Here is a 24,525-nt window from a genome sequence, read left to right as displayed (position 1 = left end):
AGGCAAGAAATTTGCCGCAGGGGCAAGCCTCCGGCTCAATGGAGGCATGAGCTCTCCTGAGACCGATCCCGGCACCGGGACCGAGGACGGGCCGTCCGAGGACCTGCCCGTCGTCGCGCCGCAGCTGCGTGCGCTGCGCCGCCGCGCCGGGCTGACCCTGGAGGCCGCGGCCCGTGCCGCCGGGCTCTCGCCCGCGCACCTGTCCCGGCTGGAGACCGGCCGGCGGCAGCCGTCCCTGCCCATGCTGCTTGCGCTCGCCCGTATCTACGGTACGACCGTCTCCGAACTGCTCGGCGAGAACGTCGCCGACCGGGACGCCGTCGTGCGCGCCGCCGACATGGAGCCGACCCGGGCGGGCGGCTGGGCGTACTGGCAGGCGGGCGGGTCCGGACGCGGTATGCAGGCCCTGCGGGTGCACATCCCTTACGGCACCCAGGGCGACATCGTGCGCGTCCACCCGGGCGAGGAATGGCTGTACGTCCTCAAGGGGCGGCTGCGGCTGCGCCTCGGCGACTCCACCCACGTACTCGCGCCGGGCGACAGCGCGCACTTCGACTCGCTGACCCCGCACCGTCTCGCCGCCGCCGACCACGACGGCACCGAGCTGCTCTTCGTCCACACCCTGCTGCAGAGCCCGACCGCCGCGCTCTGCCTCGGCCCCACCCCTGGAGAGATGCCATGACCGAGCAACCGGAATCCCGCCCCCGCAAGGTGATGGAGGAGAAGTTCCCGCGCGCACTGTGGGTGCGGCTGATCGTCTACATCGCGGTCGGCCACCTGTTCGCCGCCTTCGTCTACCTGCTGTTCGAGCTGGGCGCGAAGTGAGCGCCCACCCCGGACCGCACTTCAGTCCAGCAGCCGGTCGCGCAGCCGCTCCCGCACCGCGGGCGTGATCCGCAGCCCCTTCTCCAGGTAGGTGTCGACACCGCCCCAGGTCTCCTCGACGGTCTCCAGCGCCGCCGCGAGATACTCGGCGCGCGCGTCGAAGAGGGGGCTGAGCAGCTCCATCACCTCGGGGGAGTACGCGTCGGGCGACGAGCCGTTGCGGCGCACCTTGTAGCGGCGGTGCTTCGCGTTCGACTCCAGGTAGTCCGCGACGATCGCCTCACGCTCGACCCCGAGGGCGAGGAGCGTCACCGCGATCGAGAGCCCCGCGCGGTCCTTGCCCGCGGCACAGTGCATCAGCGCGGGGACGCTGTCCTCGGCCAGCGCGTGCAGCACCTGGGAGTGCTCGGCCGTGCGCTCCTTGATGATCGTGCGGTACGACAGGATCATCCTGTTCTCCGCCTTGCCGTCGGCGAGCAGCGCGCGCAGCTGCTCCAGGTCGCCGTCGCGGACCATCTTCCAGAACTCGGCGCCGTGCGCCGGGTCGGTCAGCGGCAGGTTGACGTTCCGCACGCCGGGCAGCTCGACGTCCGGGCCCTCCAGCTTCTTGTCCGCCGCGTTGCGGAAGTCGAAGATCGTGTGCAGGCCCAGTGAGGTGAGGAATGCCGCGTCCCGCTCCGTCGCGTGCGCGAGGTGGCCGCTGCGGAAGAGCACTCCGCGCCGCACCCGCCGCCCGTCCACGGTCGGCAGGCCACCCACGTCGCGGAAGTTGCGTACGCCGGTCAGCTCGGGCTCGGTAGACGGGACCTGCTGCGTCACGAGGGCTCCTCCCATCCGTCCGCCGGCGCTGTTCGCCGGCGGGCCGCGCCTCGACGATACGGCACCGTGTGATCAGGCGATCGTCCCCGGCAGGCGCCCGCGTGACGGACAGGCGTTGCCCCCGAGGCACCTCACACCCGATGATGTTGAGGCCTGATCGCACCTGTTCGAATCTGTGGGGGCATGTGATGCTGGAGATCGCCGCGGACGGCCGCACCTGGCTGCTGTCAGGGCCCACGAGCAGCTACGCCCTGCGGCTCGCCGAGGACGACACGCTGCTGCACCTGCACTGGGGCCCGCGGATCGCCCTCGCCGACGCCGAGGCGCTCGCGGCCCTGCCGGCACCGCCGTACCGGCCCTTCGAGTCCCCGCTCGACGGCCGCGAGGAGTACCCGGTCGAGGGCGGCCCCCGTTTCGTGCGCCCCGCCCTGTCCGTGCGCACCGAGGAGCGCCGCGGCACGGAGTGGGCGTTCGAGGCGTACGAGGCCGACGGCGACGAACTGCGGCTGCGCTTCACCGACGCCGGACTCCTGATCATCCTCCACTACCGGATGCGCGGCGATGTCGTAGAGCGCTGGGTGACCCTCGCCAACGACGGCCCCGCCCCCGCCGAACTCCTCCGCGCCGACTCCGCCACCTGGACCCTGCCCGAGCGCGAGGGCTGGCGCCTCTCCCACCTGCACGGGCGCTGGGCGGCCGAGTCCCGGCTGGTGCGGTCCGACCTCACCCACGGCGAGAAGGTCATCGGCAGCCGCCGCGGCCACACCGGTCACCAGCACCTGCCGTGGGTCGCGCTGGACACGGACGCCACCGAGGAGAGCGGCGAGGTCTACGGCTGCGTGCTCGCCTGGTCGGGCACCTGGCGGATCGCCGTCGCCCAGCTCCCGGACGCCCGGGTGCAGATCACCGGCGGCGCCGGGTACGACGACTCGGGTCTGCTGCTCCTCGCGCCGGGGGAGACGTACACCACCCCCGTCTTCGCGGGACTGTGGAGCGACGGCGGCCACGGCGGCGCGAGCCGTGCCTGGCACGCCTACCAGCGCGCGCACATCGTCCCGGACGCCGACCGGGACCGCCCCGTGCTCTACAACTCCTGGGAGGCCACCGAGTTCGACATCTCCGAGGAGCAGCAGGGGGCGCTGGCGCGGCGGGCGGCGGCCATAGGGGTGGAGCTGTTCGTGGTCGACGACGGCTGGTTCGGCACCCGTACCAGCGACCGCGCCGGGCTCGGCGACTGGCGGCCCAACCCGGACCGCTTCCCCTCCGGCATCAAACCGCTCGCCGACTACGTGCACGCCCTCGGCATGCAGTTCGGCATCTGGGTCGAGCCCGAGATGGTCAACCCGGACAGCGACCTCTACCGCGCCCACCCCGACTGGGTGCAGTACCAGCCGGGGCGGAAGCGGACGGAGTTCCGCAACCAGCTCGTGCTCAACCTCGCCCGCGAGGACGTCCAGGAGTACCTCTGGGAGCAGCTCGACGCCCTGCTCTCCAGCGCCCCGATCGACTATGTGAAGTGGGACTTCAACCGCTGCTTCACCGACGCCGGCTGGCCCGGCGAGCCCTACCCGCAGCGACTGTGGGTCGACCACGTGCGCGCCTTCTACGCCCTGCTGGACCGGCTGCGGGCCGCGCACCCCCATGTCGCCTTCGAGTCCTGCTCGGGCGGCGGCGGACGTGTCGACCTGGGCGTCATGAGCCGTACGGACCAGGTGTGGACCTCCGACAACACCGACCCGCTCGACCGACTCGCCATCCAGCACGGCTTCAGCCAGATCCATCCGGCCCGGGTGATGGCCGCCTGGGTCACCGACAGTCCGAACGCGATGCTCAACGGGCGGGTGAGCGCGCTGCGCTTCCGGTTCGTCAGCGCCATGGCCGGGGTGCTCGGTGTCGGCGGCGACCTCGCGCAGTGGACCGAGGAGGAGCTGGCCGAAGCGCGGGACTGGGTCGGCCTCTACAAGGAGATCCGGCCCGTGGTCCAGCGCGGTGACCTGTACCGGCTGCGGCCGCCGGCGGGCGGGTTGAGCGCGGTGCAGTACGTCCTCGGCGACGAGAGCGTCGTCCTCGCCTGGCTCCAGGCACAGCACTACGGCGAGCCGGTCGCCCCGCTGCGGCTGCGCGGCCTGGACCCGGCGGCGACGTACGAATGCCGGGAAACCGGCGAACTGCACCGGGGCGCGGTCCTTCTGCATCATGGGCTGCGGCCCGCGCTGCGCGGTGACTTCGATGCGACGGTCATCCGGCTGCGCCGGATCTGAATCTGCGTCTGAATTTGAAATCGTCGTGCCCGGATTGACTGATTCCTTGTAACTCGGCCTGGATGAAGGGCTTCTGAAGAGCCGGCACGTGAGCAGTGTCATAGGCGTGACGCTCCGCTGTTGCCATGTGCATGTAATTCGGTGATTGTCCAGGGAAATGGTGAAGCCCCGAGCCGCCGGATCGACGGAGCGTCACCGGGGGCTTGCGGTGAGGAGCATGAGAAAGGTGCGCGCCGGGAGGCGAACAGTTGTCGCTGCGCGTCCTGTTCGCTTACGTTCCCCATCCATCCGGACGGAACGCCGAATCCTGCCGCCGCCCGGAGCCCGCACACACACCCATGCCCGGCAGGAGCGGGGGACCCACAGGAACCATGCCTGTTCCGGTCTCCGGAACGGCTAGGGGTAAAGCCGTGCGTGAGCACGGCCGGACATCTCCAGTCCGCACCCGACAGCTCACCTCGCAGGCGCCGGAGAGGAATTCACCATGCCCGCGAAGGGTAAGCACCGCCGTCCCAAGCCCCGGCGTTTCACCCGTTCCCTCGCCGTCGCCGGAACCGGCGGCGCCGCGCTCGCGCTGCCCCTGGTCGGGGCGGCCGAAGCCCATGCCGCCACCCCGGCCTCGTCCGTTGCCGAGAAGGCCGCCACCGCCTCCCAGGAGACCGCCACCGCTTCCCAGGGGATTGCCACCGCTGCCGAGAAGGCCGCCACCGCGGTTCCCGTCACCGTGAAGCAGGGTGCGGACCGGGCGACCGGCAGCAGGACCTACACGGTCGAGGCCGGCGACTGGCTGGAGAAGATCGCCCGCGAACAGCACGTCGACGGCGGTTGGCACAGGCTCTACGAGGACAACCGCTCGGCCGTCGGCTCCGACCCGTCGCTCATCCACCCGGGGCTGAAGCTGACGTTGGACGGCGCCCGGGCCGCGACGAGGACGACCACCCCGCCGGCCGCAAAGTCCAAGCCGTCCAGGGCCGTCACGAGGAAGGCCGCCAGGACCGCCACGGTCTCCGCCGGTTTCACCCTGCCCGTCACGGGTGCCGTCCTCGGCACCGGTTACCACGTCGCGGGCGGCATGTGGTCCAGCGGCCACCACACCGGAGTGGACTTCGTCGTCCCGACCGGCACCAGCGTGCAGGCCGTCGCCGCGGGCACCGTGGTCGCCGCCGGCTGGGGCGGCGCGTACGGCAACCAGGTCGTCATCAGGCTCGCCGACGGCCGCTACGCCCAGTACGCCCACCTGTCCCACATCTCCGTCGCCGCCGGCCAGACCGTCGCCGAGGGGCAGCAGGTCGGCCGGTCCGGCGCGACCGGCAATGTCACCGGACCGCATCTGCACTTCGAGATCCGCACGACCCCCGACTACGGGTCGGACGTCGACCCGGTGGCCTACCTGCGCTCCCACGGCGTGACCGTCGGCTGACGCCACCCGCCGCGATTTTCCGCGAGGCCGGGCCCCGTTGGGGGTCCGGCCTCCGGCGTTCACGCGGTCTCGACAGGAGTGCGACCACGGCCCACAGTGATCGGGAGCAAGCGCTTTCTGAATGTGCCGCCGCGCCCACCCAAGGAGTCGTACCGCATGACGACCACTCGCAGAGCCTTCGGAGCACTCGCCTCCGGTGCCGCCCTGGCCGCGCTCGCACCGGCCGCGACCGCGAACGCCGCGCCCCGCCACCGCCGGGGGCGACTCCTCGCGTACGACGACTTCCGGCACGGACTCGGACAGTGGGCCGTGGAACTGCAGGACGGCGGCACGGTCACGGCCGACCGCGGGGTGCTCGACATCGACGTACCGAGCGGCGCCACGGTCTGGTTCCGGCAGCGGCTCCAGGGGCCGTACGTCCTCGGGTACACGGCGACCGCGGTCTCGGCCGGCGGCGCGAACGACCGTGTCTCCGACCTCAACAACTTCTGGAACGCCGTCGACGTCCGCTCCCCGGACGACCTGTTCGCCACCCCGCGGGGCGGCGCCCTGGCCGAGTACGACTACCTGAAGACGTACTACGTGGGCTACGGCGCCAACTCCAACACCACGACACGAATGCGCCGCTACGTGGGCGAGCCGGGCGTCCGCCCGCTGGTCCACGACTACACGCAGCCGCTGCTCGTCGCGGGCGAGCCGAACCACGTCCGGATCGTGTCCGACGGCAGCCGGGTCCAGTGGTGGAACAACGGCCGCCTCGTCTTCGACTACGTGGACTCCGAGCCGTACACAAGCGGGCACTTCGCGTTCCGGACGGTCTGGAGCCACTTCCGGATCACCGGGTTCAGCGTCCGGCGGCTCGCCCAACACCCCCGATCAGAGGCCTATTCCTGATCGGCGCAGATGCGGCGAGTGGTTTATCTCACCATCCGTCAACCTTTTCCTACGGTCGCGTAGCTCACATCACAAGGTGAATCATGGACCGATGTGGCAGACGATTCGAAGAATGACAACAGATCAGTGATCGGGTCGTACGTGGCGGTGGGGGACAGCTTCACCGAGGGTGTCGGCGACCCGGGGCCCGACGGGCAGTTCGTCGGCTGGGCCGACCGGTTCGCGGTCCTCCTCGCCGACCGGCGGCCCGAGGGCGACTTCCGGTACACGAACCTCGCCGTGCGCGGCAAACTGCTCGACCAGATCGTCGAGGACCAGGTCCCGAAGGCCGTCGAACTGGCTCCGGACCTGGTCTCGTTCTGCGCGGGCGGCAACGACATCATCCGGCCGGGCACCGACCCCGACGACGTCGCCGAGCGGTTCGAGCGGGCCGTCGCGGTCCTGACGTCCGCCGTCGGCACGGTGATGGTGACCACCGGGTTCGACACACGGGACGTGCCGGTGCTCAAGCATCTGCGCGGAAAGATCGCCACCTACAACGGCCATGTGCGGGCGATCGCGGACCGGTACGGCTGCCCGGTCCTCGACCTGTGGTCGCTCAAGTCCGTGCAGGACCGGCGCGCCTGGGACGACGACCGTCTCCACCTCTCGCCCGAGGGCCACACCCGCGTCGCCCTGCGGGCGGGCCAGGTTCTCGGCATGGAGGTACCGGCCGATCCGGACCAGCCGTGGCCGCCCCTGCCGCCGCGCGGCACGTTCGAGGTACGGCGCGACGACATCCACTGGGCGCGCGAGTACCTGGTGCCGTGGATCGGACGGCGGCTGCGCGGAGAGTCGTCGGGGGACCGGGTGGTGGCCAAGGGGACGCTGTCGCCGGACGACATCAGGGTGCGGATCGCGCAGGCGGTGTGAGGCCCGGGCCTCCACTCCTCGACCGCCGGAGGGGCTGATGTGCCCGAACCGGCTGCACCGGACGGCATCATTCAGCTGGTCTGCGAGTCCCCCTGCTCGAAGAGCTCGGGGGAGGGGGGAGGCCGTTCAGGCCGAAGCGTGGATCCGGGGGCGGAGCCCGGGGCCGGTGGCTGGGGGCGGCAGCCCTCAGCCACCCGGACCGCGCCCTGCCGCCGATGGCCCAGACCGGGGCGTCCACGCGGTCGGAGCCCGTGCCGACGATCTCGGCGGCGACTGCGGAGCTGTCCGTCGACGACGTCGAGGCGCCCGCCGCCGCGGTTCACGGGCGAGGACCCGGGGCTCGCCCAGGAGCCGAGCGCGGCGGACCCGCAGGGCCGGGGCCGCTCGTCCGGCCCGTCGGACACCCGCCTACCGAAGCCTCAAAGGAGTCACCCGCTTCCTCTGGAAGGCCGGCACGGCGGTCGCCGAAGCCGGCCGGAACCCCATGCTCTGGGAGTGACCGCTACCGCGCGGAGGTCGTCCGCCGTTCCCCCACGGGCGGCAGGTCACAGGAGTCCTTGAAGCCCTGGCTCGTCAGTCCGAGCGCGGCGTTGATGCGCGAGCGCAGGTTCTCCACCGCGACCATCGCCGTCAGCTCAACGAACGCGGGCTCGCCCAGCCGGCTCAGGAGCCGGGCCGCGAGGGCGTCGTCGACGGCGGGCGGGGTGGCCGTCATCGCCTCGGCGTATTCCATGACGTCGCGCTCCAGTTCCGTGTACACGTCGCTGTCGCGCCAGCGCGGCACGTCGACCAGCTTCTCGCGGGCCATGCCGCGCTCCCGGCTCACCCAGTACCCGAAGTCCATGCACCAGGCGCAGCCGATCGCCGCGGCCGACGCCATCTCGGCCAGCGCCTTCAGGTCCGGGTCCAGCTTGTTCCACTTCGCCACCGACTGTTCGAACCGCAGATCGCTCCACAGCACGCGAGGCTGGTGGGCGAGCGCCTTGCCGGGGTCGAGGACCTTTCCGTACGTCCGCTTCGAATACCACTCCATGACGCGGAAGAAGAGCGTGCGGCGCGGGGTTAGGGAGATACGGGCCATGGGGCACCTCCAGTGCGTCGTTCCCGGGCGCTCCGTGCCGAGCGCCCACACGGGTACGACGGACCGGCGCGCACGGATGTGACATCCGGCCCGCGCGGACGTGAAATCCGGCCGGCGCGGCGAGCCGCGACCGGGACGGACGCCGCCGTGTGACGTTGGCCGACCCGGCACTGTCGTACGGGCCGACCATAATGAGGACCTCACCCACTCCACTGGAGGTGCCGTGACCGGTTTCGGTCCCTTGAGCTCCGGGCTCCGCGCGCTGCGACCCACCGCCTTCGGCGTGGATCCCAGCGGGGAGCGCCTGGCGCGCATCCGCAGATCACCGCACTTCGCGGACGGCGCCTTCGTGAACCCGGAGGGCACCCGGACCCGCCCCTCCGGTGGTTCCGCGCTGGAGCTGGCGAAGATGTACTTCCGCAAGGAGGAGCGCGCCCGCCGCGCCCCGGCCGGCCCGATCCCCGTGCACCCGACGACCTACGCCGACCTGGCCAGGCCCCCGGCGAGCGGACTGCGGCTGACCTGGATGGGTCACTCCAGCGTGCTCGCGGAGATCGACGGGCACCGGGTGCTGTTCGACCCGGTGTGGGGGCAGCGCTGTTCGCCGTTCGACTTCGCCGGACCCAAGAGGCTGCACCCGGTGCCGCTGCCGCTGGCCGCGCTCGGCCCCGTCGATGTCGTCGTGATCTCCCACGACCACTACGACCACCTCGACCTGCCCACCATCAAGGCCCTGGCCGGCACGGACACCGTGTTCGCGATACCGCTCGGCGTCGGCGCCCACCTGGAGCACTGGGGTGTGTCCGCGGACCGGCTGCGCGAGCTGGACTGGCACGAGTCCACGCGGGTCGGCGGCCTCACACTGACCGCCACCCCGGCCCGCCACTTCTGCGGCCGCGGCCTGCGCAACGGGCAGCACACGCTGTGGGCGTCGTGGTCCGTGGCGGGCGACGAGCACCGCGTCTACCACAGCGGCGACACCGGCTACTTCGAGGGATTCAAGGACATCGGCGCGGCGCACGGCCCGTTCGACGCCACGATGATCCAGATCGGCGCGTACTCCGACTTCTGGCCGGACATCCACATGACCCCCGAGGAGGGCACGCGCGCCCACCTCGACCTCCAGGGCGGCGAGCCGCACGGTGTGCTGCTCCCCATCCACTGGGCCACCTTCAACCTCGCCCCGCACGCGTGGGCGGAGCCCGGCGAGTGGACGAAGGCCGCCGCCGATGCCGTCGGCCAGGCAGTGGCACTCCCCGTTCCCGGCCAGCCGTTCGAGTCTGCTGGGGACCTGCCCACCGAGCCGTGGTGGCGCGGTGTGGGGTACGTACCCGACCACAGGTGGCCGGTCCCCGAGTTGCCCCGGACGACGACCCATGAAGACCTCGACCTGGTGGCGGAGGGCTGACCTCGGACCGACTGAAGCGCAGGCGGCTGCCCTTCCTCGTTCTCCGGGCTGAGCGGAAGTCGGCTCCGCGAGCCGCTCGCGACCCGCGTCGTAAGAGTGGAGCCGATGCACGTGCCAGGCACCCTGGCGGGGGCCGTCACGCTCTCCCACCCGGGCGCCTGGAGCGTACGGGCCGTCGATGGGACTGGGCAGCGGCAGGCGGTGGTCCGGGGTTATCGAGCGGTCGCGTCGGCTGGTTCCGGTTCGTTCGCCGGTGTGCGGACGGGGCGCTGTGGGCCTCGGGCGAGGACGTGGAAAATGAGGGCGGCCATGACGGCGACCCCTGCCCACATGGCGTGCTGCCAGCCGTCGACGAACGACTCCTGGGCGGCGCGGATCAGAACCTGCGCATGGGGGCCGGCCTGGTGCGCGGCGTCGACGGCGTTGGCGACGCCTTCGCGCGCGGCATCGGCCGGGCCCTTGGGAACGCCGGTGAGTCGGGAGTCGATGGCGCCTCGGTAGCCGGCGGACAGGAGCGCTCCGAGCAGGGCAACGCCGAGCGCGGTGCCGAATTCGCGGGTGACGTCGTTGAGTGCGGACGCGACGCCCTGGCGCTCGCGGGGGAGGGCACTGGTGATGGCCTCGGTGGAGGGTGTCATCGACAGCCCCATGCCGATTCCCATGGCGAGCATGCCGGGCAGGACGGACGGATAGCCGCCGTCGACGGAGACGGTGGCGGCCATGAGCGCCAGACCGGCACCGGCCAGGAGGATTCCGGTGGCCGTAGTCGCTCGGGGGCCGATACGCGCGGCCAGCTTGGGGGCGAGGCCGGAGGCCATCATCATGAGCACGGCCATGGGCATCAGCGCCAGGGTGGACAGCAGCCCCGACCAGCCGAGGACGGCCTGGAAGAAGGGGAAGAGGACCACGAAGATGCCCGCTTGGACCCCGAAGACCACCAACAGCGTGGTGGAGCCGCCGGCCAGAGAGCGTTCGCCGAACAGGCGCACGTCCAGGAGCGCGGCATCCCGGCGGCGCAGTTCCCAGGCCACGAAGGCACCGGCGGCGGTGATGCCGACGGCGAGGCCGAGCAGGGTCGCGGGCGCGGTCCAGCCGCGCACCGGGCCTTCCTGAAGGACGAAGATGAACCCGACCACGGCGACGATGGAGGTCAGCGCGCCGACGGTGTCGAAAGTGTGCCGAGGCGTCTCGCGGGAGTCGGGTACGGATCGCAGCGTCCTGGTCAGCGCGACGATGACGAGTGCGACGGGCAGGACGAACAGCCACCGCCAGCCGGCCACGTCGACCAGGGCGGCGGAGAGGAACATGCCCAGGATGCCGCCGCCTCCGGCGACGCCGGTCCACACGCCGATCGCCCGTCCCCGTTCCTCTTCGGGAAAGGTGGAGGTGATGACGGCGAGCGTGATGGGCATGATCATCGCCGCGCCGACGCCGCTGAACAGGCGTGCGGCAAGCATGACCGCTGCTGACGGGGCGAGACCTGCCGCTGCACTGGCGACGCCGAAAATGGTCAGGCCCGCCAGCAGCATGGGCTTGCGGCCGAAGCGGTCGCCGATCGCGCCGAGCGGCAACAGGAGTGCGGCCAGGCTGAGGGTGTAGACGTTGATGATCCACAGAATCGTGCTCTGCGAGGCGCCGAAGGCGACGGCGAGGTCGGGCTGGGCGACGTTGAGCCCGGACACCGAGGCGATGACGGCCATCAGCGCGACACAGACGGCGATCAGGATCGTCCGACGCTGACGCGCGTCGGGCACCCCCTCGCCAGGGACGCCGCTCGGCTCAGCGCTCACCTTGCCAGGCTGGTTCGTACTCATCAATTCCTCTCAACAGGACATGCCGATCTCGGCGCCGGAGCAAAGCTGGATCACCAAGGGGCCCAGGGCTGGGCCCCGCCCATCGCTGACGCGGCGGGAGTGCAGCGGCTGCGGGGCCGGTGAACGGGCAGGCGGTCAGGCGTGAGTGATGTCGCGCTGCGCGGCGGCGAGGGCCGCCTCGGTGTCGGCGGTGGCCAGGTCGGCGTTCATGCGGGCCCCGGCCAGGGCGCCGGCTGCTGCCGAGGCGCCGACCTGGGCGGTCGGATCAGTGGCGTTGCCGGCCACCCACACGCCCGGCACCTCGGTGGTCCCGGCCATGCCGGTGACGAAGTGGCGTCCCATCCCGCCAGGCAGGTCCTGCATCGGCAGCCCCAGACCCTCCAGGCCCGCGGAACGGGCCCGCATGGTGGTCGCGACGGCGAGGACGCGGCGAGGGACGATCTGACCGTCCGTCAGACGCACGCCCGCGATACCACCGCCCTCGGCCGCCACGACCTGGTCGACGGGGGTGTCGACGATACGGATGCTGCGGGCGGCGAAGCGCGCCCGGGTGTCCTCGTCGAGTCGGGTGCCGCGGGTGAAGTAGATGAGGTCGTCGGTCAACTGGCGGAACAGCAGCGTGTGGTGGAGGGAAGCCGGGCCCACCGCCAGGACACCGATGGGCTCGTCGCGTACCTCCCAGCCGTGGCAGTAGGGGCAGTGCACCACGCTGAGTCCCCAGTGCTCGGCCAGCCCGGGAACATCAGGCAGAACGTCCCGAAGACCGGTGGCGACCAGGAGGCGGCGCGCGTGCAGGGTGGTGCCGTCGGCCAGGGTGACAGTGAAGCGTGGATCCCCGTCAGCGGAGGGATCAGCCGCAGCGGCCTCAATCACCTCACCGGTTCTTACCGTGCCGCCGTAGCGGCGGACTTCTTCACGTCCCCGTTCCAGCAGTTCGGCCGGGGGAGTGCCGTCCAGGCCGAGCAGCCCGTGCACGCCCTCGGCGGGCGCGTTGCGCGGGGTGCCGCTGTCGATCACGACGACCGACCGGCGGCAACGGGCCAGCGTCAGCGCTCCACTCAGACCGGCGGCGCCACCACCGATCACCACGGCGTCCACGGTCCCGCCCGGCAACTCGGCGGCCGCGCGTGCGGTAGTCGTCGCAGGCATGTCGTCGTCCCCTTTCCGTCGCTGCCCCACCAGTCGTTGTGGGGCCGAGCACGAACGACGCTAACCGCACCTTGCTCTACTGGCATACGATGTTGCCTATGACGCAAGACAATGGCGAGCTGGACAGCCTGGTACGCAAACGCATCCGCGCACTGCGTGTGGCCCACGGCTGGTCCTTGGAGGAGCTGGCCGCCCGCGCCAAGGTCAGCCAGTCCACGCTCAGCCGCATCGAGAACGGCCGGCGCCGCCTGGCCCTCGACCAGCTCGTCACCCTCGCCCGCGCCCTGGACACCACCCTCGACCAACTGGTCGAGACCGCCACCGACGACGTCGTCTCCAACCCGATGATCGACGCGGCCCACGGGCTGATGCGCTGGCCCGTCAAGGCAGACCCCGGCATGACCGTCGTACGTCAGCGCATGACCAACCCGCCGCCCGACAATACCTCGCGCATGCGTGCCCACCCGGGCCGCGAATGGCTCGTCGTCCTGTCCGGCACCGCGATCCTGCTGCTGGGCAACCGGCACTTCCGGATCGAGACCAACCAGGCGGCGGAGTTCCCCACGATGCTTCCACACGCCATCGGCGCCGAGGGCGGACCGTGCGAGATCCTGGGCATCTTCGACCGCGATGCCCGCCGCGGCCACCAGCGCGGCGAGGACGCCGACAAACCGAACCGCCCGTCACCGTGACCTGTGCCGTTCAGAGGTGTGGTGGAACCCGCGGGCAGCACCGTGTTTTCGTGCGGCAGCAGTAGGGACGACTCGGGCCTTTTGGTTGCTCAGGCGAAATCAGTTGGCGGGCTTGCCGAACCAGCGGGAGAGGTGGTCGTCCAGGTCCTGCTGATCGTCGCCGATCCAGGCGACGTGGCCGTCGGGGCGGAGCAGGACGCACGGAACATCCAGTACCGCGGTGGGATCCGCGAGGTAATCGACCCGGTCCGACCAGCCGCCGACCGTCAGGCGTTCGGTGCGGTCCAGCAGCAGTCCGCGGCCGCGATGCAGCAGACCGTAGAGGTGGCCCTGTTTCACGTCGATGTCGCGCAGGCGGCGGCCGAGCAGGTCGGGGCCTTCGCCGAAGTCGTAGCGGATACCGATCGCGGTGATCTTCTCGATCAGATAGCGGTTCACCTCGTCGAAGTCCATCAGTTCGGTGAGCAGCCTGCGCACGGCCTGCGGGCCCGGTTCGGTGGACAGCAGTTCCATCTGGGCGCGGGTGTTGTCCAGCACATCCTCGGCCACCGGATGACGTTCGGCCTGGTAGGTGTCCAGCAGTGTTTCCGGCGCCCACCCGCGGATCTGTGCGGCCAGTTTCCAGCCGAGGTTGAATGCGTCCTGAACGCCCAGGTTGAGGCCCTGTCCCCCGGTGGGTGGATGGATGTGTGCCGCATCGCCGGCCAGCAGCACCCGCCCGACCCGATAACGTTCGGCCAGCCGGGTGGCATCCCCGAAGCGGGACAACCAGCGCGGGGAGTGCACGCCGAAATCGGTTCCGGCGACGGCGCGCAGCTGTTGTCTGAAATCCTCGAGGGTGGGCGGTTCCGCGCGATCGCCGACTCCCGCGACGGGGACTACGACGCGATAGACCCCCTCGCCGAAGGGCCTGAGACTGAAAGTCTTGTGGGTCTCTTGGATTTCGGTCACCTTGGCGGCGATCTCCTCCTGCGGCACACCCACTTCCATCTCGCCCATCAGCGTTTCGGTCCGCGAGGGCTCGCCGGGGAAACCGACGCCGAGCAGTTTGCGCACCGTACTGCGCCCGCCGTCACAGCCGACGAGATAGCGCGAACGCAGCTGTTCGCCGTCTGCCAGCCCGACGGTCACGCCCTCGTCGTCCTGCTCGAAATCGACCACCGCACTACCGCGCCTGACCTGCGCACCCAGTTGGATCGCATGTTCTTCGAGCAGGCGAACGATGACCGGCTGCGGGATGCCCAGCAGATAGGCGTGTGCGGAATCCAGGCCCTTGGGCGCGGGTTTGGTGATGGCGGCGAAGAATCCGCCGGCCGGACGCTGCCTTCCGTGTTCGAGAACGCGATCCAGCAGTCCGCGCATTGCCATCAGCTCGATGCTGCGAATGTGCAGACCGACTATGCGGACGAACGACACGGGCTCGGTTTCCTTCTCCAGAACGAGTACCCGCACACCGTGCAGGCGCAGTTCGGCGGCCAGCATCGCGCCAGTCGGCCCGCACCCGGCAATGATCACGTCGAACATGAGAGGCGCGCGATCGGCGCCGGAGGCCGACGACCGGAGTCCGGGGACGTCGCCCACGGTGAAGTCGCGCTCGACCGTATCGTTCGACGACGGCTCGACGGTGAACTGCGGAGAGTGCATAGGTGTTGCCTTTCGGGAGTGCCCTGTTGTCGAGGCGCTCCCGGCGACACCTACGTCATTCGCCCGACCGTGACGGGAAGGGGGAGCACCCACATCGATACAGCGTTCATGGGTCTCACCTCCTCGGGCGGCGTCACGGGCAACTGCAAGCTACAAGCCCGGGCATCACACCGTCCAATCCTTTCTCAGCCCGCCGCTGCCCGGTCGAGACCGTCTTCACCGTCGCCACCGCCACCAGCCGCCAGATCTACTGTTCACCGACCTGCCGCAAGGATGCGGAACCGGCCCTGGAGGGGACCCGGCCTCGCCGCCGGAGCCCCTCGACATCGTTCCGCTGCGACAAACTTCGTGAGGTCCACTGACCGTCCCTGATCACCGGGCCGCCGACCTGACGGTCGCCGGGCCCGCTCCATCAGCCGCTCAAACGCAACTCGTCCAGTTCACTGCCGATCGCATCCCGCAGCACATCGTGCTGCGGACCGAGCCTGAACCGCTCCTCACTCCACCGCTCACGCGGGTACAGCCACACTGGCCTGCCCACCAGTTCGGCCGGCTCCCACTCGAACCGCGGCCAGACATGGGCATGCAAGAACGGGTCCGTATTGCCGAGGATCTCCAGGTTGACCCGGCGGAAATCGGGGTCCAGCCGCCGACAGGCCCGCTCAACCGCTTCTCCGAGTTGGTCCATGTCGGACAGAAACGAAAGCCGCTTGGCCCTCGGCAGGTCAGACAGCCGTTGAACACCCGGCTCGTCCGCGAGGAGAACTGAGTACCCGGGCAGGAACTGAACGTCGCCGATCACCGCGAAGCCAGACTCAAGCCGCCGCAGCACGGTCGGATTCTCACCGCGCAGAGCAGCCCCGATCCGGTCCATCCGCCACTCACCAGTCATGGCCCGAACCTACCCACAGGCGATCAAGAACTGCTCTTTGCTCCCCCTCCTCCCCACTCACTTCAAAGACCGACCAAGCGAGGCGAGGAGCGACCCCGGCCGTTTCAGGGCTCTGGCCGCAGTTCCGTGATGCCGGCGGTCAGTGCTGTCGCTCGTCGATGACGTCGTTGTTCTCGTCGGAGAGCTCGAGGCTGTGTCTCAAGCCGAGTCCGGCAAGGAGTTCGCTCAGGTCGTCGATCCGCTGTGGGGCAACGACGCCGTTGATCAGAGTTGTCCCATCGTCGGTCTTGTCGATTTCGATCGCGCACCAGGCGGTTGCTGCTTCGTAGGAGTACCAGGAGGCTGACCGCGTCCTCCAGCCAAGCGACTCCAAGCGGGATGCGAGCTGAGCGGGATCGATACCTCCTTCGACGATGCCGCAGACGTTGTTGGCCATATCGGTTGGCGCGGGATCGAGTGACCGGTCGCTGTCGCCGCTGATAGGTGTGCTCACCTGCACAAGTATCGGATGTTCGGAGTTATCGACGGCCGCGGGCTCAAAGCTCCCCTGCTGGAGCACCTGGGGATCGATGCACTCGTCAGCCTGCCCAAGACTGCGCCCGGCTGGGAGACCCGCGACCAGCACTGACCACTGAGCTGCTGCTCTTGGGGCGGTACCGGACCGGTACCGCCCTCACAACTGTCTTCCCTTCAGGCCGTGGTCGGAAGGACCGTATGCGGTCGGACGGGGAACCCAGCCGCCTGGTAGCACTCGTCGATGAGCCGCATGCTCGTCAGCGCATCTCCGGCCTCGAGCGCCAGCGGTGCACCGTCGCGCAGATGCGCGGTGAAGGCCTCGAGCTGATAGGTGTACGAGGAGCGGCGACCGAGTTCCTCGGTGCGCTCACCGGCGGCCGTGCGCACCACCACCCGGTCGTCCAGGTGCGGCTGTACGAAGTTCATTGCCGTGGCCTCGCCGCGCGTGCCCACGATGCGGCAGCTCATCTGCCATCGGTGGTACGCCATGTGGCAGCGGGCGGTGCCGGTGACACCGCCCGGGAACTCCAGATCGGCGTACAGCCACTCGTCGACGCCCGGAGCCCCCTCCCGCTCTCCACCGCGAGCGGCGACCAGCCGGGGCGCCCCACCGGCCCAGGGAGCGAGCATCCGCAGGGCGTGCAGGCTGTAGCACCCGAGATCCATCAGCGCACCGCCGGCCAGTGGAAACGACCACCGTACGTCGTCGGCCGACGGTGCCGGCATCGCGACCATGGCCTCGACATGCCGTAGGTCGCCCAACTCCCCGTTGTCGAGCAGCTCGTGCAGGCGCTGGGTGACCGGATGGAACAGGTAGTGGAAACCCTCCATGAACACGGTGCCCGCCTTGGCAACGGCCTCGCCGACCTCGGTCGCCTCCTCGGCGTTGCTCGCGGACGGCTTCTCGGTGAGGACGTGCTTGCCGGCCTGAAGGGCGGCCAGGTTCCACGGTCCGTGCAGGCTGTTGGCCAACGGGTTGTAGACGACCTCGACTTCGGGGTCGGCGACGAGGTCGGCGTAGGAGTCGGCCACGCGCTCGACGCCGTGCGCGGCGGCGAACGCCTCGGCACGGTCGCGGTCGCGGGCGGCCACCGCGACGAGGCGGTGGCCGCACGTCCGGGCCGGCTTCACGATGGAGAGTTCGGCGATCCGGGCCGCGCCCAGGACACCGATCCGCAGGGGCTCGTTCGTCGTCACTTGCGTACCTCGTCGAGTCGTACGGGCCGGTGCTCGTGCAGCGACAGCGTGCACGCGTCGGCGATCCGGCTGGCCTCGACGGCGTCCGCCACGGTGCAGGGGGAGGGGGCGGTGCCGGCGACGACCTCGGTGAAGGCGGTGAGCTCGGACCGGTAGGCGTCGGCGAAGCGGTCCATGAAGAAGTCGTGCGGCGTGCCCGCGGGGAACGTGGCTCCCGGCTCGACGGAGCGCAGCGGCAGCCTGTCCTCCAGGCCCACGGCGATGCTGTCCTTCATGCCGTGCAGCTCCAGGCGTACGTCGTGACCGCGGGCGTTGTGCCGGGAGTTGGAGATGACGGCGATGGTGCCGTCGTCGAGGGTGAGCAGTGAGGACGCGGTGTCGACGTCGCCCGCCTCACGGATGTACTCCGCACCCCGGTTGCCGCCCGTCGCGTACACCTCCACCACCTCGCGCCCCGTGACCCAGCGCACGATGTCGAAGTCGTGCACACTGCAGTCGCGGAAGATGCCGCCCGAGACGGCCACGTAGGCGGCCGGCGGCGGTGCGGGGTCCAACGTGGTCGACCGTACGGTGTGCAGCTTGCCGAGCTCACCGCTCACCACGGCCTGGCGTGCCGCCACACAGCCCGCGTCGAAGCGCCGGTTGTAGCCGATCTGCACCTCGACACCGCTGCCCTCCACCGCACGCAGCACCTGGAGGCTCTCCTCGAGGCTGCGGGCCACGGGCTTCTCACAGAAGACCGGGACGCCCGCCTTGACCGCGGCGAGGATCAGCTCCGGGTGCGCGTCGGTCGCGGCGGCGATCACGACGCCGTCCACTCCTGCCGCGAACACGGCCTCGGGAGAGTCCACCGTCGTGGCCCCGAACCGTTCGGCCACCGAGGCGGTGGCAGCAGCCACCGGATCCGTGACCACCAGGGAGTCCACCGCATCGAGCCCGGAGAGGGTCTCCGCGTGGAACGCGCCGATCCGGCCCAGCCCCATGATGCCTATACGCATGACAGTCGTGCTCCTTCAGCCCAACAGGGCGGCTCAGTCCTGGCCGCCGAAGACGATCTGGTCCCAGTCGATGACCGAGCCGGTGACGACACCGCTGCGGTCGGAGAGCAGGAAGACGACGAAGTCGGCGATCTCGTCGACCTGCCCGAGCTTGCCCATGGGCAGTGATGCGGCGGCCCTCTCCCGCCAGTCGTCGCCCGCGTCGTGGAATGCGCGCTGTGTGGCGTCCTCGCCCTCGGTGTCCGTCCAGCCGATGTTGAGGTCGTTGATCCTGACGCGGTCCCAGCGGTGGGCGTGGGCGGCGTTGCGGGTCAGTCCGGCCAGACCGGCCTTGGCCGCGGAGTAGGGCGCCAGGTGGGGCGGCCCGCCGTGGGCGCAGTTCGATCCGATGTTGACGATGCTGCCCGGCGCCTTTCGGGCCGTCATATCGGCCACCGCCGCCTGCATCGCGAAGAACGGCGCGCGCAGATTGATCGCCATGTGCTGGTCGAACAGTTCCGGCGTGGTGTCCAGCAGTGAGCCCCGTGTCGTCAGCCCGGCCGCGTTGACCAGGCAGTCGATGCGCCCGTGGGCGTCCACGGTCTGTACGACGCTGTCGCGTGCCTGCGCCGGATCGGCGAGGTCCGCCCGCACGAAGTGCGCACCCGTCTCCGCCGCCAGCTTCTCGCCCACGTCGGCCCGGCGGCCGGTGAAGACGACGGCCGCGCCCTCCCGTACGGCCGCCCGCACAATGCCGGCGCCGACGCCCTGGCTGCCCCCGTTGACGAGGACGACCTTGCCCTCAAGCAGTCCCATCAGTGCTGTGTCCTCGTCACGATCAGGCGGCGCTCGGCGCTCGCTCGCAGTACGTCCTGCAGCCGCTCGGGAGTCCAGCCCTCCGTGACGGCCTGCCAGAGGGTGTCCGCCTGGGAGGGCGGTGCGAGACCGTCGACCGGCGGGTCGAGGTCCAGGTTGGTGGGGAAGGGATAGCCCTCGGCGGTCGCGGCGACCACGCGGCGCAGCCAGTCCTCCGAGACGCCTTCCGCCTTGCGTCGCCGCAGCACCGGGAACAGGGCGTTCGCCATCGCCGCACGGTCCACCGTCTCCATGGCGCGCCCGAAGGCGGAGGAGATCTGCAGCAGGTTGGCCATGCGCCGGATGCTCGTCGAGCGGTTGTGCCCGGCGGCGTGGAAGAGCGCGGGGTTGAAGAAGACCGCGTCGCCCTTCGCCAGCGGGAGCTGGACGTGGTGGGTGCCGAAGTACTCGACGAACTGCGGGAGCCGCCATGCGAGATAGCCGGGCCCGAACTTCTGCGAGTGCGGCAGGTAGAGCGTCGGGCCGGACTCGACGGGCATGTCGCAGTGGGCCACCGCGCCCTGCAGCGTCAGCACGGGCGACAGGCGGTGGACGTGCGCAGGGTAGGCGGCGGCGCGCTCCTGGGTGAGGAAACCGAGGTGGTAGTCGCGGTGCACGCGCTGCGCCGCTCCGCCCGGATTGACGACGTTGACCTGCGAGGTCACCTGGTAGGCGGGGCCCAGCCAGGCGTCGGCGATCATCGCCAGCATGTCGTTGGCGTAGTAGTCGGCGAAGACCTCCGGTGTTCGTAGCGCCACCTTGTCCAGCGCGTTCCACAGGCGGTCGTTGGCACCCGGTGCGGCGAAGTGGTCGCCTCGAGCGGCGCCGCTCGCGCGCTCCTCCTCGATCAGCGCGTCGAAGGCCGCGGACGCCCGGTCCACGACGGCATCGTCCGTGAACGCGCCCTTCAGGACCACGATGCCGGGTCCGTCGAGCAGCGCCCGGATCAGTTCACCCTGTACCTCCCGGCGGCCCTCGGCGGAGGCAGCGAGGATGCGGAGCCGCTCACTGTCGTAGAGCAGCACGTTCTGTTCCACGCCTGCGGCCAAGGGGTGGTCGTCGGCGTCCGTCTTCTGCTCCACGAGCGAGCGGAGCGCGTCGAGATCGCAGTCGGCCTCGGTCAGCCAAGTCCGCTTTCCCACGGCTTTGGAGGGCATCCGGGTCCTTTCGCAGTTCTTGCCTTTCTGCCAGTCTTGGGAACCCGAACTCATCATTCAATCCTCAGCAGTACATCAAAAATCCATCATCGCCCTTTGGGATCACCATGCGTCACCCTTATCCGATCAGGGAAATCGCCCGTCAGGCCGGACTGAGCACGGCCACGGTCGACCGCGTGCTCAACGACCGGGGCAATGTGCGCGAGAGCACCGTCCGGGAGGTGCACGAAGCCATCAAGGACCTGGACCGCCAGCAGACCCAGGTCCGGATCGCGGGCCGCACCTTCATGATCGACATCGTGATGCAGACGCCGGAGCGATTCTCCACCGCCGTACGCGAGGCGCTGGAGGCCGAGCTTCCCTCCTTGCATCCCGCCGTCGTACGCTCACGCTTCCACTTCCGCGAGACCTGTGCACCCGACGAACTGATCGGCACCCTCGACAAGATCGCCAAGCGTGGTACGAAGGGCGTGATCCTCAAAGCCCCCGACCTGCCGGAGATCGCGGCAGCAGTCGGGCGACTGGCTGCGGCAGGCATACCCGTCGTCACCCTGGTGACCGACCTGCCCCACAGCGCGCGGCTGGCATACGTCGGCATCGACAACCGCGCGGCGGGCGCCACCGCCGCCTACCTCCTTCAGCAGTGGCTCGGCGACCGTCCCGGCAACGTGCTCACCACCATCAGCCGGGGCTCCTTCCGAGGCGAGGAGGAGCGCGAGATGGGCTTCCGCAGCGCCATGCGCCTCGCCGACTCCAAGCGTTCCCTGGTGGAGGTCACCGACAGCGACGGACTGGACGCCACCCAGCACGACCTGGTTCTCCAGGCACTCAAGAGCGACGAGGACATCGTCGCCGTCTACTCGATGGGCGGAGGCAACCTCGCCACACTGGACGCGTTCCGCGCCCTGGACCGGCCCTGCGCCGTCTTCATCGCGCACGACCTCGACCACGACAACACGCGCCTTCTGCGGGAGCGCCGCCTCTCCGCGGTGCTCCACCACGACTTGCGCCAGGACGTACGCCGCGCCTGCCAGACCATCATGCGGGCCCACAACGCACTGCCGGACGACGGCCCGATCCTGCCGTCGGCGATCCAGGTGGTCACGCCGTTCAACCTGCCGCCGGATGTTTCTCCCGCGCCCTCCACAGGGTGAACCCGGCCACCGAGGTCCAGGCCGCCGGCAGGTCGACGTGGGCTGCGGTGGCGGGGGAGAGGCCGCCGATGACCGAGTACCACGCCTCGCATCCGGCGTTCAGCCCGCCCGCCGCAGCCCATGAGGGGCGTCTGCCGACGGTTTCCCCGCCCGCCGCCCGCCGCCCGCCGCCCGCCGCCCGCCGGCCGCCGGCCGCGGACGGGGTGACGCAGGGGCTGCTGCCACGCAGTGGCTCTCAGGCGATCTGCTGCCCGTCCGGGAAGTCGGTGGACTTCGACAGCTCGCTCCAAGCGGCTGTCTCCGCGTCGAAGGCGGCGCGGCCGTCGGCGACGAGCCGGAGCGCGTCGCTGCCGAGTATGAGGTGGGTCGGCGGCTTCTCGGCCTCCACCACGGTGAGCAGGGCGCGGCCGGCCTGGTCGGGATCGCCGAGCTGCTGACCGCTCATGTCGATGCGGCGTTCGCGGATCGGGGCGAAGACCGGTTCGTAGTCGGCGATGGTGCTCTCCACGCGGTCCATGGAGCGGCCGGCCCAGTCGGTGCGGAAGGAGCCGGGCTCGATCGCCGTGACGTGAATGCCGAGCGGCGCGACCTCCTGGGCGAGCGTGGCGGCGATGCCCTCGACGGCGAACTTGGAGCCGTGGTAGGCGGCCAGGCCGGGGAAGGCGCGCAGACCGCCCATGGAGGTGACGAACAGGATGTGCCCGGCCCGGCGTTCGCGCATGCGGGGCAGAACGGCCTGGGTGACCGCGATGACGCCGAAGACGTTGACGTCGAACTGGCGGCGGAAGGTGTCGAGCGGGGTCTCCTCGAAGGTGCCCTCGACGCCGTACCCGGCGTTGTTCACGAGTACGTTGATGGGCCCTGTCTCGTCCTCGATCGCCGCGACGGTCGGCGCGATGGCGTCGGTGTCGGTGACGTCGAGCATGCGGGCATGGGCGCGGCCCGGGGCCAGTTGCTCGAATTCGGCGATCTGGTCCGGCTTCCGGACGGTGCCGACGACGGTGTGGCCGGCCTCGAGGGCGGCGGTGGCGAAGGCGCGGCCGAGGCCGCTGCTGACGCCGGTGATGAGGAACGTGCGGGGCATGTGTCTCTCCGTTGGGGTCATGAGTGTCAGTCGACGGGTCGCAGAAGCCCGTCCGACCCGGGCAAGGGGGCAGTGAAGATTCAGACCGCGGTGGCGAGTGCCTCGAAGTCCTCGTCGGACAGCTCGACGGTTGCCGCCGCGACGTCGTCCTCCCCGTGCGCGACCGTCGAGGTGCCGGGGATCTGCAGCACGACGGGCGTACGCTGCAACGGCCGGGTCAGCTCGCCACCGATCGTGAAGAATCCCCGTGCCGCGGCGATCCATGCAGTCATGTCGCGTTTCTCCACACCGGATTGAACGACTGGTTGGGTGTACGCGCCACCAGTGCGTACAGGCGTACAGGATGCCCTCGCGCAGGTGTGGACGGGAGGCGATCTCCGTAGCCGACCGACTTTTTTCAGGCACCGTCCATCAGGCGCTCCGCCCACGACTCCCAGTCGATCGCGTCTGTTTGTCCGGCATGGCGCCCCTCCCTTCCTCGACTCGGCGGCATGCGGCAAGCATCGCGCCGGATCAGCCCTTGAGGCATCGGTCACCTGACCGCATCCGTGGAGTCCCCGCCTGGGGCGAGGACGAGTCGTCATCTGACGGATCGCTGTACGGGCCGCTGTCGCACGGCGCCACCCGAGGCAGCCGCAGTGTCACGGTGGATCGGAGTAGGTGTGCTGGTCAGGGGGAGTCCCGAGCCGCCGTGGCGGTCGGCGACGAACTCGGCGACGATCGACAGAGCCGTCTCCTCGGGCGTGCGCGCGCCGAGGTCGAGGCCGATCGGTGAACGCAACCGTGCCAGCTCCTGATCTGTCACCCCCGCTTCGCGCAGGCGCCGCGTGCGATCCTCGTGGGTGCGCCGGGACCCCATGGCCCCTACATAGGCGACCGGCAGCTTCAGCGCGCGTTTCAAGAGCGGTACGTCGAACTTGGCATCGTGCGTGAGCACACACAGGACCGTCCGGTGGTCGACCTCAGTGGCCTCCAGAAAGCGGTGAGGCCACTCGACCACCACTTCGTCCGCCTCAGGGAAACGCGCCCGGGTCGCGAACACCGGCCGGGCATCGCAGACGGTCACGTGGTAGCCGAGGAATTTGCCGAGCCGTACCAGAGCCGCCGTGAAGTCGATCGCACCGAAGACGATCAGTCGGGGGGCGGGCACGCCGGATTCCACCAGCAGTGTCAGCGGGCGACCGCACTCGGGCCCCTTCTCGCCGATCACCACTGTTGCGGTGCGCCCCAGTTCCAGCATCGCCTGAGCCTCGGCCGCCGCAGTGCGATCCAACTGGCGTCGGACGCCGAGCGTCCCCTCATAGGACCCGTCGGGGTGGACCGTCAGCCCGCGCCCCAGCAGTTCGGCCCGCCCGTCGGCGACACGAGCCAGCGCGACCGTCTTTCGCGAGCACGCAGCGGACAACGCGGCGGCGACGACGTCCCGGCCCGGATCACCGACCCGCACCGGCGTGACCAGGATGTCGATGACACCGCCACAGGTCAGGCCGACGGCGAAGGCGTCTTCGTCGCTGTACCCGAACCGCTGCAGCACGGTCTCACCGTCTCTCAGCGCTTGCCGGCACAGGTCGTACACCGCGCCCTCCACACAACCGCCGGACACCGAGCCGATGGCGGTGCCGTCCTCGTCCACGGCAAGAGCGGCGCCCGGCGCACGCGGTGCGCTGCCGCTGACCGTGACCACGGAAGCGACGGCGAAGTCACGGCCCTGCTCAATCCACTGCCACAACCCTCGTGCGATGTCGAGCATGTGTTTCTCCCCGGCGACGAGGAT

At 70.3% G+C, this 24,525-nt stretch carries 23 protein-coding genes and 1 riboswitch; of the genes, 9 read left to right on the top strand and 14 right to left on the bottom strand.

Translation table 11 applies throughout. The annotated features are described in order from the left end of the window. Window positions 1–46: 46 nt before the first annotated feature. Both ACIRC0_RS03080 and ACIRC0_RS03075 read left to right on the top strand, forming a co-directional pair. Entirely contained in the window at window positions 47–682 is a 636-nt protein-coding gene (locus tag ACIRC0_RS03080) for a helix-turn-helix domain-containing protein (protein WP_403610437.1), read from the top strand. Window positions 683–714: 32 nt separating this feature from the next. Then, window positions 715–825: a DUF6126 family protein gene (locus ACIRC0_RS03075; protein ID WP_403612668.1), complete on the top strand. Its 111-nt coding sequence runs from the start codon at window positions 715–717 to the stop codon at window positions 823–825. A 21-nt stretch (window positions 826–846) separates the two neighbouring features. Here the strand turns inward: ACIRC0_RS03075 and ACIRC0_RS03070 are convergent, their stop codons facing one another. Next, window positions 847–1,644: a tyrosine-protein phosphatase gene (locus ACIRC0_RS03070; RefSeq protein WP_403610434.1), complete on the bottom strand. Its 798-nt coding sequence runs from the start codon at window positions 1,642–1,644 to the stop codon at window positions 847–849. A 188-nt stretch (window positions 1,645–1,832) separates the two neighbouring features. Here ACIRC0_RS03070 and ACIRC0_RS03065 point away from each other — a divergent pair, with 188 nt between their 5' ends. From ACIRC0_RS03065 to ACIRC0_RS03050, 4 genes are all read left to right on the top strand, one after another. Then, window positions 1,833–3,905 (top strand): alpha-galactosidase, encoded by a 2,073-nt coding sequence (locus tag ACIRC0_RS03065; RefSeq protein ID WP_403610431.1) that lies wholly within the window; start codon window positions 1,833–1,835, stop codon window positions 3,903–3,905. Between the two features lie 323 nt (window positions 3,906–4,228). Then, window positions 4,229–4,385: riboswitch (cyclic di-AMP (ydaO/yuaA leader) on the top strand. Window positions 4,386–4,389: 4 nt separating this feature from the next. After that, the gene (locus ACIRC0_RS03060; protein WP_403610428.1) at window positions 4,390–5,325 is read left to right on the top strand and encodes a peptidoglycan DD-metalloendopeptidase family protein; all 936 of its coding nucleotides are present in this window, start codon (window positions 4,390–4,392) and stop codon (window positions 5,323–5,325) included. 156 nt (window positions 5,326–5,481) lie between these two features. Further along, a complete protein-coding gene (locus ACIRC0_RS03055; RefSeq protein ID WP_403610425.1) occupies window positions 5,482–6,219 on the top strand; it encodes a DUF6250 domain-containing protein in 738 nt (245 codons plus the stop codon). A 126-nt stretch (window positions 6,220–6,345) separates the two neighbouring features. Then, window positions 6,346–7,131, top strand: coding sequence for an SGNH/GDSL hydrolase family protein (locus tag ACIRC0_RS03050; protein WP_403610422.1), 786 nt, complete (start codon window positions 6,346–6,348; stop codon window positions 7,129–7,131). 502 nt (window positions 7,132–7,633) lie between these two features. On the opposite strand, the gene ACIRC0_RS03045 is transcribed toward ACIRC0_RS03050, so the two are convergent. After that, window positions 7,634–8,212 carry a carboxymuconolactone decarboxylase family protein gene (locus ACIRC0_RS03045; RefSeq protein ID WP_403610420.1) on the bottom strand — a complete coding sequence of 193 codons (579 nt, stop codon included), beginning with the start codon at window positions 8,210–8,212 and terminating at the stop codon, window positions 7,634–7,636. A 223-nt stretch (window positions 8,213–8,435) separates the two neighbouring features. On the opposite strand from ACIRC0_RS03045, the gene ACIRC0_RS03040 reads away from it, so the two are divergent. Then, the gene (locus ACIRC0_RS03040; RefSeq protein ID WP_403610417.1) at window positions 8,436–9,620 is read left to right on the top strand and encodes an MBL fold metallo-hydrolase; all 1,185 of its coding nucleotides are present in this window, start codon (window positions 8,436–8,438) and stop codon (window positions 9,618–9,620) included. Between the two features lie 212 nt (window positions 9,621–9,832). Here ACIRC0_RS03040 and ACIRC0_RS03035 read toward each other — a convergent pair whose 3' ends face one another. Continuing rightward, a complete protein-coding gene (locus ACIRC0_RS03035) occupies window positions 9,833–11,434 on the bottom strand; it encodes an MFS transporter (RefSeq protein ID WP_403610415.1) in 1,602 nt (533 codons plus the stop codon). Window positions 11,435–11,569: 135 nt separating this feature from the next. After that, complete coding sequence (locus tag ACIRC0_RS03030; protein ID WP_403610413.1) at window positions 11,570–12,583, bottom strand: NAD(P)/FAD-dependent oxidoreductase; 1,014 nt, start codon at window positions 12,581–12,583, stop codon at window positions 11,570–11,572. 98 nt (window positions 12,584–12,681) lie between these two features. On the opposite strand from ACIRC0_RS03030, the gene ACIRC0_RS03025 reads away from it, so the two are divergent. Then, window positions 12,682–13,275, top strand: a complete 594-nt coding sequence (locus tag ACIRC0_RS03025; RefSeq protein WP_403610410.1) for a helix-turn-helix domain-containing protein — start codon at window positions 12,682–12,684, stop codon at window positions 13,273–13,275. Window positions 13,276–13,374: 99 nt separating this feature from the next. Here ACIRC0_RS03025 and rox read toward each other — a convergent pair whose 3' ends face one another. From rox to ACIRC0_RS02990, 7 genes are all read right to left on the bottom strand, one after another. Further along, complete coding sequence (rox, locus tag ACIRC0_RS03020; protein WP_403610408.1) at window positions 13,375–14,919, bottom strand: rifampin monooxygenase; 1,545 nt, start codon at window positions 14,917–14,919, stop codon at window positions 13,375–13,377. Between the two features lie 412 nt (window positions 14,920–15,331). Beyond that, complete coding sequence (locus ACIRC0_RS03015; RefSeq protein WP_403610406.1) at window positions 15,332–15,811, bottom strand: HIT family protein; 480 nt, start codon at window positions 15,809–15,811, stop codon at window positions 15,332–15,334. Window positions 15,812–15,950: 139 nt separating this feature from the next. Next, complete coding sequence (locus ACIRC0_RS03010) at window positions 15,951–16,304, bottom strand: hypothetical protein (protein WP_403610403.1); 354 nt, start codon at window positions 16,302–16,304, stop codon at window positions 15,951–15,953. Between the two features lie 197 nt (window positions 16,305–16,501). Further along, on the bottom strand, window positions 16,502–17,524 hold the full coding sequence (locus ACIRC0_RS03005) for a Gfo/Idh/MocA family protein (protein ID WP_403610401.1): 1,023 nt from the start codon (window positions 17,522–17,524) through the stop codon (window positions 16,502–16,504). Beyond that, the gene (locus ACIRC0_RS03000) at window positions 17,521–18,522 is read right to left on the bottom strand and encodes a Gfo/Idh/MocA family oxidoreductase (RefSeq protein WP_403610398.1); all 1,002 of its coding nucleotides are present in this window, start codon (window positions 18,520–18,522) and stop codon (window positions 17,521–17,523) included. The genes ACIRC0_RS03005 and ACIRC0_RS03000 overlap by 4 nt, the downstream gene beginning before the upstream one ends. Window positions 18,523–18,555: 33 nt before the next feature. Further along, complete coding sequence (locus tag ACIRC0_RS02995; protein ID WP_403610396.1) at window positions 18,556–19,317, bottom strand: SDR family oxidoreductase; 762 nt, start codon at window positions 19,315–19,317, stop codon at window positions 18,556–18,558. Then, window positions 19,317–20,513 (bottom strand): phytanoyl-CoA dioxygenase family protein, encoded by a 1,197-nt coding sequence (locus ACIRC0_RS02990; RefSeq protein WP_403610394.1) that lies wholly within the window; start codon window positions 20,511–20,513, stop codon window positions 19,317–19,319. Before ACIRC0_RS02990 ends, ACIRC0_RS02995 begins: the two co-directional genes overlap by 1 nt. A 107-nt stretch (window positions 20,514–20,620) precedes the next feature. Here ACIRC0_RS02990 and ACIRC0_RS02985 point away from each other — a divergent pair, with 107 nt between their 5' ends. Continuing rightward, a complete protein-coding gene (locus ACIRC0_RS02985; protein ID WP_403610392.1) occupies window positions 20,621–21,667 on the top strand; it encodes a LacI family DNA-binding transcriptional regulator in 1,047 nt (348 codons plus the stop codon). Window positions 21,668–21,902: 235 nt separating this feature from the next. On the opposite strand, the gene ACIRC0_RS02980 is transcribed toward ACIRC0_RS02985, so the two are convergent. From ACIRC0_RS02980 to ACIRC0_RS02970, 3 genes are all read right to left on the bottom strand, one after another. Further along, window positions 21,903–22,751 carry an oxidoreductase gene (locus ACIRC0_RS02980; protein WP_403610390.1) on the bottom strand — a complete coding sequence of 283 codons (849 nt, stop codon included), beginning with the start codon at window positions 22,749–22,751 and terminating at the stop codon, window positions 21,903–21,905. Between the two features lie 80 nt (window positions 22,752–22,831). Next, a complete protein-coding gene (locus ACIRC0_RS02975; protein WP_403610387.1) occupies window positions 22,832–23,023 on the bottom strand; it encodes a hypothetical protein in 192 nt (63 codons plus the stop codon). Between the two features lie 308 nt (window positions 23,024–23,331). Beyond that, on the bottom strand, window positions 23,332–24,501 hold the full coding sequence (locus ACIRC0_RS02970) for an XdhC family protein (protein ID WP_403610386.1): 1,170 nt from the start codon (window positions 24,499–24,501) through the stop codon (window positions 23,332–23,334). Between the last annotated feature and the right edge of the window lie 24 nt (window positions 24,502–24,525).

This window comes from Streptomyces sp. NPDC093984 (assembly GCF_044764595.1).
GTDB lineage: Bacteria > Actinomycetota > Actinomycetes > Streptomycetales > Streptomycetaceae > Streptomyces > Streptomyces cynarae.
The sequence above is the reverse complement of the archived record's forward strand: the minus strand, read 5'-3'. Positions and strand labels throughout refer to the sequence as shown.

Bases quoted from the DNA above. Each gene is read 5' to 3' on its own strand.
- ACIRC0_RS03015 (WP_403610406.1), bottom strand. From the start codon at position 15,811: ATGACTGGTGAGTGGCGGATGGACCGGATCGGGGCTGCTCTGCGCGGT.
- ACIRC0_RS02970 (WP_403610386.1), bottom strand. From the start codon at position 24,501: ATGCTCGACATCGCACGAGGGTTGTGGCAGTGGATTGAGCAGGGCCGT.
- ACIRC0_RS02990 (WP_403610394.1), bottom strand. From the start codon at position 20,513: ATGCCCTCCAAAGCCGTGGGAAAGCGGACTTGGCTGACCGAGGCCGAC.
- ACIRC0_RS02995 (WP_403610396.1), bottom strand. From the start codon at position 19,317: ATGGGACTGCTTGAGGGCAAGGTCGTCCTCGTCAACGGGGGCAGCCAG.
- ACIRC0_RS03075 (WP_403612668.1), top strand. From the start codon at position 715: ATGGAGGAGAAGTTCCCGCGCGCACTGTGGGTGCGGCTGATCGTCTAC.
- ACIRC0_RS03080 (WP_403610437.1), top strand. From the start codon at position 47: ATGAGCTCTCCTGAGACCGATCCCGGCACCGGGACCGAGGACGGGCCG.
- ACIRC0_RS03055 (WP_403610425.1), top strand. From the start codon at position 5,482: ATGACGACCACTCGCAGAGCCTTCGGAGCACTCGCCTCCGGTGCCGCC.
- ACIRC0_RS02975 (WP_403610387.1), bottom strand. From the start codon at position 23,023: ATGACTGCATGGATCGCCGCGGCACGGGGATTCTTCACGATCGGTGGC.
- ACIRC0_RS03045 (WP_403610420.1), bottom strand. From the start codon at position 8,212: ATGGCCCGTATCTCCCTAACCCCGCGCCGCACGCTCTTCTTCCGCGTC.
- ACIRC0_RS03035 (WP_403610415.1), bottom strand. From the start codon at position 11,434: ATGAGTACGAACCAGCCTGGCAAGGTGAGCGCTGAGCCGAGCGGCGTC.
- ACIRC0_RS03060 (WP_403610428.1), top strand. From the start codon at position 4,390: ATGCCCGCGAAGGGTAAGCACCGCCGTCCCAAGCCCCGGCGTTTCACC.
- rox (WP_403610408.1), bottom strand. From the start codon at position 14,919: ATGCACTCTCCGCAGTTCACCGTCGAGCCGTCGTCGAACGATACGGTC.
- ACIRC0_RS02985 (WP_403610392.1), top strand. From the start codon at position 20,621: ATGCGTCACCCTTATCCGATCAGGGAAATCGCCCGTCAGGCCGGACTG.
- ACIRC0_RS03030 (WP_403610413.1), bottom strand. From the start codon at position 12,583: ATGCCTGCGACGACTACCGCACGCGCGGCCGCCGAGTTGCCGGGCGGG.
- ACIRC0_RS03000 (WP_403610398.1), bottom strand. From the start codon at position 18,522: ATGCGTATAGGCATCATGGGGCTGGGCCGGATCGGCGCGTTCCACGCG.
- ACIRC0_RS02980 (WP_403610390.1), bottom strand. From the start codon at position 22,751: ATGCCCCGCACGTTCCTCATCACCGGCGTCAGCAGCGGCCTCGGCCGC.
- ACIRC0_RS03025 (WP_403610410.1), top strand. From the start codon at position 12,682: ATGACGCAAGACAATGGCGAGCTGGACAGCCTGGTACGCAAACGCATC.
- ACIRC0_RS03065 (WP_403610431.1), top strand. From the start codon at position 1,833: ATGCTGGAGATCGCCGCGGACGGCCGCACCTGGCTGCTGTCAGGGCCC.